13 protein-coding genes are annotated in these 13,425 nt (G+C 56.4%); 3 read left to right on the top strand and 10 right to left on the bottom strand.

The window, feature by feature from the left end:
* Positions 1–121 precede the first annotated feature (121 nt).
* Complete coding sequence (locus tag ACFO1S_RS12470) at positions 122–454, top strand: YtxH domain-containing protein (RefSeq protein ID WP_204606151.1); 333 nt, start codon at positions 122–124, stop codon at positions 452–454.
* Between the two features lie 87 nt (positions 455–541).
* A complete protein-coding gene (locus ACFO1S_RS12475; RefSeq protein WP_204606152.1) occupies positions 542–1,036 on the top strand; it encodes a hypothetical protein in 495 nt (164 codons plus the stop codon).
* Between the two features lie 251 nt (positions 1,037–1,287).
* On the opposite strand, the gene ACFO1S_RS12480 is transcribed toward ACFO1S_RS12475, so the two are convergent.
* The 4 genes from ACFO1S_RS12480 to ACFO1S_RS12495 form a co-directional block, all read right to left on the bottom strand.
* Positions 1,288–1,632 (bottom strand): hypothetical protein, encoded by a 345-nt coding sequence (locus ACFO1S_RS12480; protein ID WP_204606153.1) that lies wholly within the window; start codon positions 1,630–1,632, stop codon positions 1,288–1,290.
* Positions 1,633–1,720: 88 nt separating this feature from the next.
* Complete coding sequence (locus ACFO1S_RS12485; RefSeq protein ID WP_204606154.1) at positions 1,721–2,497, bottom strand: sigma-70 family RNA polymerase sigma factor; 777 nt, start codon at positions 2,495–2,497, stop codon at positions 1,721–1,723.
* On the bottom strand, positions 2,494–2,934 hold the full coding sequence (gene rsbW, locus ACFO1S_RS12490) for an anti-sigma B factor RsbW (RefSeq protein WP_204606155.1): 441 nt from the start codon (positions 2,932–2,934) through the stop codon (positions 2,494–2,496). The genes ACFO1S_RS12485 and rsbW overlap by 4 nt, the downstream gene beginning before the upstream one ends.
* 29 nt (positions 2,935–2,963) lie before the next feature.
* On the bottom strand, positions 2,964–3,293 hold the full coding sequence (locus tag ACFO1S_RS12495; protein ID WP_204606156.1) for an STAS domain-containing protein: 330 nt from the start codon (positions 3,291–3,293) through the stop codon (positions 2,964–2,966).
* A 338-nt stretch (positions 3,294–3,631) separates the two neighbouring features.
* On the opposite strand from ACFO1S_RS12495, the gene ACFO1S_RS12500 reads away from it, so the two are divergent.
* A complete protein-coding gene (locus tag ACFO1S_RS12500) occupies positions 3,632–4,849 on the top strand; it encodes an NAD(P)/FAD-dependent oxidoreductase (protein ID WP_204606157.1) in 1,218 nt (405 codons plus the stop codon).
* A 103-nt stretch (positions 4,850–4,952) separates the two neighbouring features.
* Here ACFO1S_RS12500 and ACFO1S_RS12505 read toward each other — a convergent pair whose 3' ends face one another.
* From ACFO1S_RS12505 to ACFO1S_RS12530, 6 genes are all read right to left on the bottom strand, one after another.
* Positions 4,953–5,414 (bottom strand): hypothetical protein, encoded by a 462-nt coding sequence (locus ACFO1S_RS12505; RefSeq protein ID WP_204606158.1) that lies wholly within the window; start codon positions 5,412–5,414, stop codon positions 4,953–4,955.
* A gap of 78 nt (positions 5,415–5,492) precedes the next feature.
* Positions 5,493–7,175 carry a response regulator gene (locus tag ACFO1S_RS12510; protein WP_204606159.1) on the bottom strand — a complete coding sequence of 561 codons (1,683 nt, stop codon included), beginning with the start codon at positions 7,173–7,175 and terminating at the stop codon, positions 5,493–5,495.
* A gap of 22 nt (positions 7,176–7,197) precedes the next feature.
* On the bottom strand, positions 7,198–8,037 hold the full coding sequence (locus ACFO1S_RS12515) for a CheR family methyltransferase (RefSeq protein WP_204606160.1): 840 nt from the start codon (positions 8,035–8,037) through the stop codon (positions 7,198–7,200).
* Positions 8,034–11,726: a response regulator gene (locus ACFO1S_RS12520; RefSeq protein ID WP_204606161.1), complete on the bottom strand. Its 3,693-nt coding sequence runs from the start codon at positions 11,724–11,726 to the stop codon at positions 8,034–8,036. Before ACFO1S_RS12520 ends, ACFO1S_RS12515 begins: the two co-directional genes overlap by 4 nt.
* A complete protein-coding gene (locus ACFO1S_RS12525) occupies positions 11,704–12,870 on the bottom strand; it encodes a PP2C family protein-serine/threonine phosphatase (RefSeq protein ID WP_204606162.1) in 1,167 nt (388 codons plus the stop codon). Before ACFO1S_RS12525 ends, ACFO1S_RS12520 begins: the two co-directional genes overlap by 23 nt.
* A gap of 123 nt (positions 12,871–12,993) precedes the next feature.
* A complete protein-coding gene (locus ACFO1S_RS12530; protein WP_204606163.1) occupies positions 12,994–13,317 on the bottom strand; it encodes a YflT domain-containing protein in 324 nt (107 codons plus the stop codon).
* Between the last annotated feature and the right edge of the window lie 108 nt (positions 13,318–13,425).

The following is a 13,425-nucleotide window of genomic DNA, read 5'->3' on the forward strand; positions in this document are numbered from 1 at the left end:
CACGTTTTTCCTGTCCCTATTGTAGTCGAAGCGCCGTTCTCTGGAAAGAGCGCGTTTCAATTTGCCCGAATCGGGTAATTTGAAATCAAGGACGCAATGAACTTTCTAGGAGGAATGACAAATGGCTGAAACACGTGGAACGATAAAAGGCGCTATCATCGGCGGAGTCATCGGAGCGGCTGCGGCCCTGCTGCTGGCCCCCAAATCCGGCAAGGAGCTTCGCGGCGATATTCGCGACCGTTACGCCTCCATGAGCGACCGTACGAAGCAAATGATCTCGGACGCCAGCAGCAAAACACAGGAGATGGCCAGACAGGTCGGGCAGAAAACGTCCGATATCGTCGACAAAACGCGCAATGTGCTGGCTACCGCCAAGGAAGAGGCGCAATCCTGGAAGGAAGAGGTCAAGTCCGAGATCAAGGATGAAGCGAAGCAGGCCCAGAAGGTCAATTGATCCGCTTGTCTATTAATAAAAGTCGCAAGCCGTCTAGGCGTTATTCGCCGATGACGGCTTCATTCGCTCACGAAGGGAGAAGGGAACATGAAAACCAAACATCTGATGCTCATTTCCGGTCCCGCTCTGTCGATTAAGGAAGCTTTGTCCCAAGCGGGGTTTTTCCCGGATTACGTCCACCGCTCGACCTATCGCGTGGAGCTGGATTCTGCCGCGGGAATTTACATCTTTCAGGTTCCGTACGAGGAGACGGACGGGGTGCTGGCTCTCTATGGCGAGATGGCTTTCTTCGATGGAATTGCGGACAGCGACGTGCCGGAGAAAATCATCGGCGACGCCATGGACAGATGGCTTGCCCTCCGCGCCCGAATCGAGAGCGGAAAGCCGCGGCCCTATTCGCCCGAGCGGGGCGACCGCAAGCCGTCCTCCCCGCTCCGTTCCAGACCGGTCGAAACGGCAATGAACGGCTCCATGGTGCAGGATTTCGCGGATTTGCGCAGGCTGGGACGAGAGATGGACCGGATGAAAACCGAGCAGGAGCTGAACGAAGAAGGGCTCGTCAGCGACCCGAGCCAGCATTGATCGGGCGGCAGCCTCTCCTCTCCCAAGCCGCAATCTGAGCTTGGGAGCTTTTTTGCCGTGCTTACGTTTTCGCAGTAAAAGGTTGAACAGCTCCCTTCGCTGTTCAACCTTTTTGAACGATGCAGGCTTTATAAGTTGCACGCATATCCTCCTCTGAACCGTCTCCGCAAAGCTTCTCCGGCTGTCGGAAGGCGTTTGCTTGCGGCAGTCGCTTGCAACTTATAGCGTATTTATTGGGCGTTTCGCTGCGCTTACCTTCTCGCTTCGTGAAGCTTGGCGTTATGCTCCAAAGCTTCCCTCATGGCTTCGACGGTAAATTGATCCTTCTCCAGAAGCTCCGGCACGCAGATGGGGCGCATGCCCTCCTTATGGAAACAGTCCTCTTCAAGATGGTAACCGTACTCCTTTGTTAAGGCGTACATCTTGCAGAACTTCTCGGCGGCGTCGATCGCCTTGCCGAGCGTCACATAAACGGCCAGTTTATTTCCGAAGCTTAACGGATTGACGCGGGAACGAATCGTAAGGTGGAATCCGTCCGCCTTCTCCAATACGAGAACGTCGCTTCCAGAAAACTCGATTTGATATTTGACCGTCATCTTAACCAGCTCCTTTGTACGGAAAGGATGAACTTCCGTTATCCATTATTAAACCCGGCCGAAGGAGTTGAAACGGCCGGGTCATGCGTTATTCGAGCGCTTCATTGGCGTTGCGGATCAGCAGCTTGAGCTTGTCGATCGCCCGCTTCTGAATACGGGAGATGCTCATCTGGGAGACGCCGAGCTCGTCGGCGATCGAGCGCTGGGACAGTCCGTTCTCGAACACCAGCTTGAGCACCTTGCGCTCCTCGGGCTTGAGCTGGTCCATCGCCTCCTGCAGGTCGAGCTTGCGCTCCAGATCTCCGTAATCATCGGCAGGCGAACCGATCAGCTCCCCCAGAATCGCCGCATTGTCATCCTCCGAGATCGGAGTATCCAGCGAAACGTAGTGATACAAGTCCCTTCCTGCCAGAATCTCCAGCGTCTCCTCGACGGAGAGGTCCAGGTGCAGAGCGATCTCCTCGATGTTGGGCGAGCGTTCAAGCCGGGTCATGAGCTCGTCAATCGCCTGCTGGACAACCAGCCCCTTTTCTTTGATGCGCCGAGGCACTTGGATATACCACGATTTGTCACGCAAATAGTTCTTCATATGACCGATAATGCTTTTCATGGCATAAGGCTCGAAGGGCATGCCAAGCCCTGGATCAAATTGCTTCAGCAGCCTGAACAGCGACATCTGGCCCACCTGAAACAGATCGTCGTATAAATCCGGCCGGTTGCGGGACATCTTGTTAGCCGCCATCTTCACCATCGGCTGATAATTTCGGATCAGGCTTTCGGCCAGGTCGTTGTTCATCGTCTTCTGATATTCGAGCAAAATCTCAATCGCGTCGTCGGGCGAACGCTCGAAATGGGATAGGCTCATGCGGTCTCTTCTGTCTTCATCCGTTTCTTCGTCAGGGTGACCGTGGTGCCGCCCTCTTGGGTGACCTCCACGTGATCCATCAATGCCTGCATCAGATAGAGTCCCAATCCGCCCGACTGGATTTCATCTATCGATTTCCCGTGCATCGCAGGCGATTCCTTGCTTTCTTCCACCGTAAAGCTTCTTCCGAAATCCTTGACCGAGATGGACAGCTGTTCGTTGTCGGTCGTGAATTGAACCTCGATTTTCCCGTCTTCTCCGCCGTAAGCGTGAAGAACGGCATTGTTGCAAGCCTCCGATACCGCAACCTTCATATCCTCGATATCCTCGAAGCTGAATTTAAGCTTGCTTGCAATTCCGTATAACGTCAGCCGGATCAGGTCGACATACTCCGGCGAAGCGGGAACGGTCAACGTTACGACTCTTTCTTTTGTCATGGAATCTTTACTCATTCCTTTCTTGGGTTTCATATCGACGATTCCGACTTCGTTAGGAATTGGGTAATGCCGGTCATATCGAACAGCTTCTTGATATGGGCAGGAACATGCTCGACATCGAATGGGGCTCTTCGCGCATGGCGGGCTTTCACGATAGAGATCAGAATGCCGATTCCCGTGCTGTCGATATATTTCAAATCCTGCAGGTTCAAGGTCAGTCTGCGGTCCGCAAGCTCAATCAGCGGCTCCACGGCCGAGCGCACCTGGCCGGCAACCTCCAGATCGAATTCTCCGGAGACGTATACGATCACTTGTCCGTCCATATGCTCCGTTCGAATCGTAAGCTTATCCATTGTCATAACCAATCTCCCTCCATTATCTAGAAAGAGGACGGCATAGAGTCGTCCCATTGTCGTTAGTCTCATTCTACTCTCCAATGCTGTTATAACCCGAATTTAAGCGGATTGAAACACGAAATGTTATTCAGCACGATAAAAGTTTCATTCCCGGCAAGCCCGGGTAATCGAACACGGCTCGGATTGCCGCGAACGCCGTTGCTTGGCCGTCGTCCATTGTTGCATATCCGCTTTTTTTTGCGGAATGCTAATCCCCATTGAGGACCGCAGGACCGCCAAGCAACCGCAGCCAGCAGCAGGATCCAGGGCGTTCATAAGATAAATTGGAGAGGGAGACCCCCATGCCGTTACATTACGGATCTTTATTCTGGCCGACAACCTACCCGTCCCCTGTGCGATATCCCGTTTTGAACGCGCCAATATCTGCTCGCGCCGTCATTATCGGAGGCGGAATGTCCGGCGTCGTATGCGGGTATACGCTTGCGAAAAGCGGTATCGATGCCGTCTTGATCGAGCAGGGTCAGATCGCCTCAGGCAGCACAAGCGCCAATACAGGGCTGCTGCAATACTCGAACGACAAGATGCTGAGCGAGTTTGCCGTCACGCTGGGAGAGCGGAACGCCGTTCTGTTCTATCGGGCCTGCAAGCATGCCGCCGAGAAGCTTGGCCTGATTGCCGAAGGGCTTCTCCGCGATTCCGATTTCAAGCGGCGAAGCAGCCTTTACTATGCTTCAACGGCCGACGATGTTCCCGCGCTTCGCAAGGAATACGAGATGCTCGAGCGGAACGGCTTTGGCTCGGAATGGTGGGACGAGGAACGCATTGCCGCCCATTTACCGTTTCGCCGCGCAGCCGCGATCGTGACGCACGGCGATGCCGAGCTGAACCCCTTTCGGTTCGTTCACGCCATGGCTGAGGATGCCGCGAATAACGGCTTGCAAATCTACGAGCGTACGGCAATGCTGGCCGTCGAGCCGCGTGCGGGCCGCTATGCAGTCAAGACGACAGACGGAGAAATCGAAGCCGAGCATGTCATATATGCAGTCGGATATACCCCCGAACAAGCCGGAGGACGTTGGATTCAGTCTTCGCTGAACCGTTCCTATGCCATCGTGACCGAGCCGATTCCTTCCTTGTCCTCCTGGCATGAACGTTTCCTGCTGTGGGAAACCGCCAGGCCCTATCTCTACTTAAGAACGACGGACGACAATCGGATTGTGGCCGGGGGCTTGGACGAGAACGTTCGGCAGCCGGTGCTATCCGGGATGGAGCTTGCCGCGCATTCCCAGCGGCTGCTCTCCGAGCTCCGTCTGCTGTTCCCGGAATTGTCCCCGGACATCCGCTGCCAATGGTGCGCCACCTTCGGAGAATCGGCGGACGGACTTCCTTGGCTGGGAGAAGACCCTGATCGCCCGGGCCAGCACTATTGTCTCGGCTACGGAGGCAACGGCACGATCTATAGCTTGCTGGGAGCCGAGATTATCCGCGACCGGCTGCTCGGAGCGGATAATCCCGTCGCCCGCATCGTCCGGCCGAGCCGTCCGGTTGTCGTCGGTTAACGGGCTGCCCCGTACACAAGCAAGAGCCCCTTGGATTGTCCCGCTCCACAGAGCGTACAACCCAAGGGGCGCTTTATTGGTTGAATCTTCATTCGGATTTACCTTATCCGATCTCGACGGCTCCCGCGTTCTCCATCGCGGGACGGGCTTCAATCTCGGAGGCCGTATCGGCCACGACAACGTAACGTCCGTTCTCCACCGCATTCGCGCAAAGATCGGAAAGACGTCCGGGAATGCCGATCTCCTCCAGCACCCTCTCCGCATCGGCTCCCTCGCCGCTTCCTTCGAATACTGCGCCGACCATGCCGCCGCCGATCATTGTGCTGGTGCCGAACGGGTAAGCCAAAGCTGCCGGGGCGGCTCCCCTGTCCCGCCCTTGACGGGTTTCCTGAATCTCGTACAATTCCTCCAGATTGACCTCCGGACGGGAAGCAAGCAAAGGCGCCCCCTCCCGGCTGCTCACGACAACCCGGATTTCTTCCTGCAAGGCTCCGGCATCTCTTAGCAGCCCGATGGCCTCCAGAACCCGGTCCTCTTGCTCGAATATGCCAACGGTTACCGACATCGCGATTCCCTCCATTCAAGCTCGCGTTTACCTACATCATTGGTATACCCCGAACGCAAGCCTTTGAACCGGAGAGGGTTACGGACTGGCCGCATCCTCCTCATACTCCTCGCCGTACTCCCGCGTTAGCGGCAACTCGGAGTAGGTCGAAGGCGGGCTCCAATCGAACGGCGCTACCCCGACGACGCATACGAACTTCGCGCCGGGGCCTTCTTTCGTTTCGAGGCGGATTTCCCCGTCCATCGCCTTGGCCAGCGCTTGGCACATCGCCAGCCCCATCCCCAATCCCTCGAACCTGCGGGCCAGGGAAGAATCCAGTTGAGAGAAGGGCAGGAACAGCAAATCCTTCTTGTTCTCGGGGATGCCTATACCCGTGTCCGCAATCGCGGTGGACAGCCGGATGTCTGCCTCCTCGGCACGTCCCGAGCGCTCGGCCTGAACAACAATGTCGACGCTTCCCGTATCCGTGAATTTAATTGCGTTATCCACCAGCCTTCGGACAATCTCCCGGTATTTCAGCGGATCGCCCACGACGCACCCCGGCACGCTGGAACGAATGTCACAGGTGAATGCCAATCCCTTTCGAGCGGCGGCCGGCTTGAATTCCGCGATTGCCTGGGCAATCGTCTCCTCTACGGAGAAGGGCTGCGAATCAAGCTCCTGCTTCCCCGCATCCAGCCGGGAAAATTCCAGAATGTCGTTCATGATGCCGAGCAGCCGGCCCGCGTTGCTTCTGACCGCTTGAGAAAGCTTGCTTTGCTCCTCCGGAAGCGATGCCTCCGTCAGCAGCTCGCTCATTCCAATCACGCCATTCAGAGGCGTACGGATCTCGTGGCTGATCATCGCCAGAAACTCGCTCTTGGCGCGGGACGCCCGCTCTGCCTCATTCTTGGCGTCGGTCAGCTGGCGAAGCGTTCTCTTCCGCTCCGTAATGTCCCGAACCGTACAGGCGAACAGACGCTGCAGATTGATCACCGATTCCCCAAGCTGGATCTCCGCTTCGAAGGCGCCGCCGTTGCTCCGCATCGCCCTCATCTCGCTGACCAGCCCGGTCAAATAGCGAATATTCGAATCTCCGTCAGCGCCGGGCCGCCTCATTCCCGGCAAATCCGGCAGCACCTTCTGCGCGTTGGAGCCGACCATTTCTTCCGCCGGATATCCAAACAGCCTCTCCATGGCAGGGTTGACCGAAAGAATGACACCCTCTTCATCGAACGTAAACATCCCGTCAATCGACGTATCGAAGATCATTCTGGACTTGGCCTCTTCCGTCGTCAGCTCGTAGGTCACGCGAAGCAGCTCGCCGTTTAACGCTTCCAGCTCGGCTTTCTGCTTGCGCAGCTCGACCTGTTTGTTTTCAAGCTCGCGATTGCTCTGGTATAGCCTTACGAAGGCTGCGATTTTCGCTTTGACAATGGACGACGTAATCGGCTTGACCAGATAATCGATCGCTCCGGCGGAATAGCCCTCGAACTGATGAACGGCTTCCTTGCTTGTCGCCGAGATGAACAGAATCGGTGTATCCTTCGTTCTGTCCCTTGCTTTAATCAGCCGCGCCGTCTCGAAGCCGTCCATTCCCGGCATTTGAACGTCCAGCACGATCACGGCAAAGTCCTCGCGCAGCAGATGACGCAGCGCCTCGTCGCCCGACTGCGCTCGGACGAGTCGATAGCCCTCTCCCGCCAAGGTCGCTTCCAGGGCAAGCAAATTTTCGATATGATCGTCCACGATGAGCAATGACACGGGTTGACTCTTGGGCACTTGCCTTCCTCCTTTCTTGCCGCTATAGCACTTTACGGTATATCCGGTTCGCGTCGTTGCACGTTTCATAGCTGTCCGCCATCGGCGTAAAGAATACCGACTCCTTGCCTCCTAGAATAAGGAAGCCGTCGTGCGCCAAGCTTTCGTAGAACAGCCGATGAACCTGATTGCGAAGGTCCGAATTGAAGTAGATCATGACGTTGCGGCACAAGATGACGTGAAATTCGTTAAACGAACTGTCCGTCACGAGATTGTGGCGCGCGAATACGATATTGCTCTGCAGGAACGGCTTCAGCATCACCATCCCGTGATCCGACGCGTAGTAATTGGAGAACGCATGCTTTCCGTCCGCAGTCTGATAATTTTTCGTGTATTGCTTCATCCGATCGATCGGGATGATGCCGTCCTTGGCTCGCTGCAAAGCGTTCTCGCTGATGTCGGTCGCATAGATCCGCGTGCGCTCCAGCAAGCCCTCCTCGTGGAGCAGAATGGCCATCGAATAGACCTCTTCGCCCGTCGAGCAGCCCGCGTGCCAGATGCGGATATACGGCAGCTTGCGAAGCTCCGGCACGATGTCCCGGCGGAAAACCCGGAACATCTCCGGGTCGCGAAACATTTCGGTAACCGGGATGACGAGATCGCCCAGCAAGCGGTGAAACACCTCCGGCTCGTGCAGCACCCGCTCAAGCAGCGAAGAGATGCTTTTGATGCCCTCAATGCCCATCCGATGCCCGATGCGGCGCCGAATCGACGGATAGGAATAGTTGCGAAAATCGTAGCCGTACCGCTGATAGATGCCTTCCAGCAGCAGAGCGGTTTCGATCCTTTCCAGCTCGCAGTCGGTTCCTTCGCGTTCGTTCATCGGTGCAGCCACACCCTCATCAGCGAGAGGAGCTGATCGGTGTTCACGGGTTTGGCGATATAATCCGAGGCTCCGGCCTCGATGCATTTATTGCGATCGTCCTTCATTGCCTTCGCCGTAAGCGCGATAACCGGAAGATGGCTCCAGCGCGTATTTTCCCGTATGCGTCTCATCGCTTCATAGCCGTCCATCTCCGGCATCATAATGTCCATGAGCACCAGATCGATGTCCTGCTCCTCCTCCAGCTTGTCCAGCGCTTCCCTGCCGTTCTCCGCATAGATGACCTTCATGTCCCGATGCTCCAGAACGCTGGACAAGGCGAATACGTTGCGGACGTCATCGTCCACGAGCAATATTTTCTTGTTCTCGAACGTGTCCCCGCCCTTGTGCAGCTTGCTTAGCAGCTTGCGCTTGTCCTCCGGCAGCTCGGACTCTACCCGGTGCAGGAACAGCGCGGTTTCCTCCAGCAGGCGTTCGGGGGATTTGACGTCCTTGAGAATAATCGTATCGGCAAAATACTTCATTTTCCTGACCGTAAGATCGTCCTCCTCCCCGCCCACGTGAACAATGACCGGGATGCGCCGCGCCTGGGCGGACTGCTGCATTCGCTTCAGGAGCTCGATGCCCGAGCCTTCCGGCAAGCCGGAGTCCAGCACGATGCAATCGAAAGGCTCCTCCTGCAGCCGCTCCCAGGCTGCCGCCGCATCGCCGACCGCCGTTACGCCGACGTCGTCGTGCATGATCAGTTCAGTCAAGATCTGGCGCATGTCCTCGTCCTGCTCGACAAGCAGCAGGCGCTTGGGCTTGAGATCGAGCACCTTGGAAATTTTCTCGAATGCCGTCTCCAGCTGCTCCCCGGTAGCCGGCTTCTGCAGATGATCGATGGCGCCCATGCGCAAACCTTGCGGAGAATGCTCGGTGACGGAAATGACGTGCACCGGAATGTGCCTCGTCTCCGAATCGCTCTTCAGTGCGTTCAGCACGGACCAGCCGTCCGTTACCGGCAGCTGGATGTCGAGAATGATGGCGTCGGGCTTCAAGGCTTTGGCCTTCTCCAGGCCTTCGTCGCCTTTCAGCGCAACGACGGCCTTAAAGCCGCGCGAATGCGCCATCTCCAGCAGCACCTTGGCGAAGTGGACATCGTCCTCTACGATCAGAAGCACCTTGTCATCCGGGGTAAGTACGGCGCTGTCATCCTCCGGCCGAGCTTCCGCCTGCAAGCCGTAGGCTCGTTCCGCCGCCGTTGCGGAGTAACCTCCGGAGTAGGCCATGGGAGGCTCCGCAGAGAACGCGCCGGCCTCCGGCGCGGGCGCGTTGCCGATGTCGAAGGCGTCGGCTCGCTGGGCCATTCGTTCCGGGACGACCAGCGTGAACGTGCTGCCGCTTCCCGGCTTGCTCTCCAGATGAATCCAGCCTCCGAGCAAATGAGCCAGCTCGCGGCTGATCGTAAGGCCGAGACCCGTTCCGCCGTACTTGCGGCTGGTCGTACCGTCGGCTTGGCGGAAGGCTTCGAAGATCAACTCGCTCTTGTCCTCGGAGATGCCGATGCCGCTGTCCGCAACGGACAAGGCGATATAGGAGACGCCCTCCGCTCTCCGGGAAGAGCTCAGCTCCTTCTCCGTCGGCCTGCGCATCGTCAGCGTCACGGAGCCCTTATCGGTGAACTTGATCGCATTGGATAACAGATTGCGCATGATTTGCTTAAGCCGGTGTCCGTCGGTTCGAATCGTATCCGGAATTTCCTCGCTGCGCGTGATGGATAGGTTCAGCTGCTTCGATTCGGCCATCGGCATGTACAGGTTGTCCAAGAAATTCGAAATATCGTCCAGCACCATCCACTCCGGGTGAATATCCATCCTTCCGGCATCCACCTTGGACAAGTCGAGAATTTCGTCGATCATTTTCAACAGGTCATTCCCCGACAAGTGGATCGTATGCATATATTCCCTTTGCTTGTCCGTCAGGTTGCCTTCTTTGTTCTCCGCCAGAAACTCGGACAGAATCAGCAAGCTATTGAGCGGCGTCCGAAGCTCATGCGACATATTGGCCAGAAACTCCGATTTGTACTTCGTTGTCAGAGCCAGCTGCAGCGCTTGCCGCTCCAGCTCGGAGTTGGCTTGCGCGATCTGCTTGTTCTGCATCTCCACGCGATCGACGTGCTGCTCCAGGGAGAGCTGCTTAACCGTAAGCTCCTGGTTCGCATGCTCCAGCTCCTCTTGCTGCTGCTGTAAGCGCTGCTCGGATTTCTTAAGGTCGCTCCGCTGCTGCTCCAGCTTATCGTTCGTTTCTCTCAGCTCCTCCTGCTGACAAGTCAACTCTTCCGATTGAACCTGAAGCTCCTCGGTCATGGCCTGGGATTCCCGCAGCAATTCCTCCACCCGCTGACGCGACAGGATGTTGTTGACGATCGTTCCGAGCTTCTCGCTCAGCGCCGCCAGCAATTCCTTGTTCTCCGGGCTGAAGCCGGCGATGGAGGCCAGCTCGATGACGCCTACAACGGCGTTATCGAAGACGATCGGATGAATCATTAACGATTTGGGCTCGACCTCGCCCAATCCCGAGCCGATTCGGAAATATCCGGGCGGGATTTCCTGAAGATAGATCGGCCTGGCATCCATGAAGCACTGCCCCGCCAAGCCGTCTCCCGGACGGAGAATATTCGGAGCGGCCGACCCTTGAACCTCACCGTCCTGCAGTGCATAAGCCCCTGACAGCTCCAATTGAACGCTTCGCGAAGAAGCGGATAAATAAATAAGGCCATGAGACGCGCCTAGGATCGGCGCAAACTCCGAAATAAACGACTGCGCGACGGCTTTCGTGTCCGCGCCCTTCTCCAGCAATTCCGTCACTCTGGCCAATTGCTCGTTCAATCTGCCTTGCCGCTGCTGGACCCCGGCCATCATCGCTTCCCGGTCGTTCTTCTCCTGCAGATCCAGCGCAATTTGCTTGAATAACCGGGCCAGCTCTCCAAGCTCATCCTTGGAGTCGACCTCCATACGAGCGAATCCTCTCAGACGTCCCTTGGCGAAACGATCCGCCATTCGGCCCAGCAGGTTAAGCCCCTTCGTAATGCTTGGGAACACCCATAGAACGATCAGCCCTCCAAGCAGCAGGCCGGCAATCGTCAACAGCGCTACCATTCGCACGGACCAATCGTAGGTTTCCTTGGAGCTCGCCATTTCTTCCTTCATGACGTTCTCTTGCAGGCGAACGAGCTCATCCATCGAATCGATGACTTCCCGCTGCTGCCCGCGAAGCTTGTCGGCATACAGCGTCTTGGCCTCCTCCAGCTTGTCCTCGTTGATGAAAGCGACAAATTGCTTCACCGATAGGATGTAGCTGTCGTTAAGCCTGCTGATTCGATCCTCAAGCTCCAGTTCGGAGGCGCTGAGCTTCATCTCGGACAGCATGCCGTATTGCTCCACTGCCGTAGACATTCTCGCCGATACCTCGCCTATTCCTTGGAGCGGATCCTGATCGCCGATCATGATATCGTTCATGATTCGTCCCGCGGAATTCACTTCGCCGCGCACCGCCAGCGCGATGCGGACCTTCTCGAAGCGGTTCTCGTAAAACTGATTCAAGGAATGATTCATTTGACTGAGCTGCGAATAGCCAAAAGAAGTAATGCCTACAAGGAGCGCCAGCAGCAGCGCGTAGCCGATGCTAAGCTTCCGTTTGATTTTCATAATTCGCTCCTCCGGATTTCAACTCGACTTCCACCAAGCAACGATCGTCGGATCTTCCATCGAGCGGATTGCGTACCACGAGCTGCTCCAGATTTCCTTCATCCGTATGCTGATGCAGGAAAACCGTCAGCTGCTCCAGCTGAGCCTCGTCAGTCCCGATGAAGGAACCGAGAATCCCATCCGTAAACAGGTACAGACGATCTCCGGGGGACAAAGAAACGATTGTCGGCGTCAGCTCGATTTTGTCGAACAGCCCCAAGGGCGGGCAGCTGACCGCAAGCTTCTCCGGCGAGCCCTTGTCCGAACGAAATACGAAGCCCGACGGATGTCCCGCATTAATATACTCCAGCTTCAGCTGCTCCAGATCGATCGTCACATAGATGCCCGTGCAATAGTAGTGGATCAGCTCATTCTCCCACTGCAGCCCCATCAGGCGACGGTTCAGCTCGTTAAACACCCGCTCCGGGGACCACAGCGTCCGCATGGACTCCTTGAGAATAGATGCGATGAACATGCTGACGAGCGATGAAGAAATGCCGTGACCCATCGCGTCGATGATCGCGATGGCCCAGCGGTTGTCGTCGATTCTGTGCCAAGCGTACAGATCGCCGGCCAGCTCTTCGGAGGCTTGATAATAGGCTCTGATCCGAACGCGGGAATCGTCGACCTCGTCGGGAAGCACAGACTCCTGCACTTGCCTGGCCAGCATGAGCTCCTGGCGCAGACGGGCGTCCCGTTCCTTATGCCAGTCGAGCTCCCGCTTGAGCCGAAGGGCGGAACGGATTCGCGCGAGCAGCTCCGTCTTGTTGATCGGCTTGGTGACAAAATCGCTAGCCCCCGCATCGAGCGCCTCGGCCAGCTTCCTGGAATCTCCGATCGCCGTAACCATAATGACGGGGATATCCTTGTATCGAGCATCGGCTTGCAGCCTCCTGCAGGCTTCGATGCCATCCATGGCCGGCATCATCAGATCCAGCAGAATAAGATCGATCTTGGGCGGATTCGCTTCGCATTCTCCCTTCAGGAGCTCGAACATTTCCTCCGCCGAGTGAGCGAACTGAAAATCCCCATAGCCTTCTCGTTTGAGCATTTCCTGTATCACAAGAACATTCATAGCGTTATCGTCAACGATTAATACGGTCATTTTTTATCTTTGTCTCCTCGGAATAATCGGATAACGATCAGAGTGAAGCCAAACAACAAACGCGAATAAGGAATGAGCGGCGATCCTCTCGCCCTCATTCCTTATTCCCGTATGCTCCCGGCCTTAGTGACGAGCCATGACCAGAACCTTGCCGTTATCCAGCTCGGCTTCGTACATGCTGGCCTCGTAGGCATCGAAGCCCATAGATTCGATCTTGCTGCGGAGAGCATCTCCCCGCTTGCGGAACAGATTCGCAACCGTATCGAACATCCCTTCCTCGGCGACCCCTACTGTATTTGCGGCCGCGGCATCGGCCAGGCGATCCGTACGGTCGCGCTCGTGGGCCAGCACGTAGATTTCCTTCTCGGTATATCCCTGCCGGTGCAGATCGTTCACGACATCGAAGGCTTCCAGTCCGTTGTTTACTAGTTTAGCATAGGCTTTCATGGCTTTCTCCTCCTCGTATAGTATCTTTTGAAAGCATCTTTAAGTCAGTTTCCAGTCCCCGAGGGGCTGGAAAGGAACTTTTGAAATTTCCAGCGAATCGCTCCTTGA

The organism is Cohnella boryungensis (assembly GCF_042651945.1).
Classification (GTDB): Bacteria; Bacillota; Bacilli; order Paenibacillales; family Paenibacillaceae; genus Cohnella; species Cohnella boryungensis.

Coding starts and splice junctions, on each gene's coding strand:
- ACFO1S_RS12475 (WP_204606152.1), top strand. CDS start 542: ATGAAAACCAAACATCTGATGCTCATTTCCGGTCCCGCTCTGTCGATT.
- rsbW (WP_204606155.1), bottom strand. CDS start 2,934: ATGACAAAAGAAAGAGTCGTAACGTTGACCGTTCCCGCTTCGCCGGAG.
- ACFO1S_RS12485 (WP_204606154.1), bottom strand. CDS start 2,497: ATGAGCCTATCCCATTTCGAGCGTTCGCCCGACGACGCGATTGAGATT.
- ACFO1S_RS12525 (WP_204606162.1), bottom strand. CDS start 12,870: ATGACCGTATTAATCGTTGACGATAACGCTATGAATGTTCTTGTGATA.
- ACFO1S_RS12520 (WP_204606161.1), bottom strand. CDS start 11,726: ATGAAAATCAAACGGAAGCTTAGCATCGGCTACGCGCTGCTGCTGGCG.
- ACFO1S_RS12505 (WP_204606158.1), bottom strand. CDS start 5,414: ATGTCGGTAACCGTTGGCATATTCGAGCAAGAGGACCGGGTTCTGGAG.
- ACFO1S_RS12480 (WP_204606153.1), bottom strand. CDS start 1,632: ATGACGGTCAAATATCAAATCGAGTTTTCTGGAAGCGACGTTCTCGTA.
- ACFO1S_RS12500 (WP_204606157.1), top strand. CDS start 3,632: ATGCCGTTACATTACGGATCTTTATTCTGGCCGACAACCTACCCGTCC.
- ACFO1S_RS12470 (WP_204606151.1), top strand. CDS start 122: ATGGCTGAAACACGTGGAACGATAAAAGGCGCTATCATCGGCGGAGTC.
- ACFO1S_RS12495 (WP_204606156.1), bottom strand. CDS start 3,293: ATGACAATGGATAAGCTTACGATTCGAACGGAGCATATGGACGGACAA.
- ACFO1S_RS12515 (WP_204606160.1), bottom strand. CDS start 8,037: ATGAACGAACGCGAAGGAACCGACTGCGAGCTGGAAAGGATCGAAACC.
- ACFO1S_RS12530 (WP_204606163.1), bottom strand. CDS start 13,317: ATGAAAGCCTATGCTAAACTAGTAAACAACGGACTGGAAGCCTTCGAT.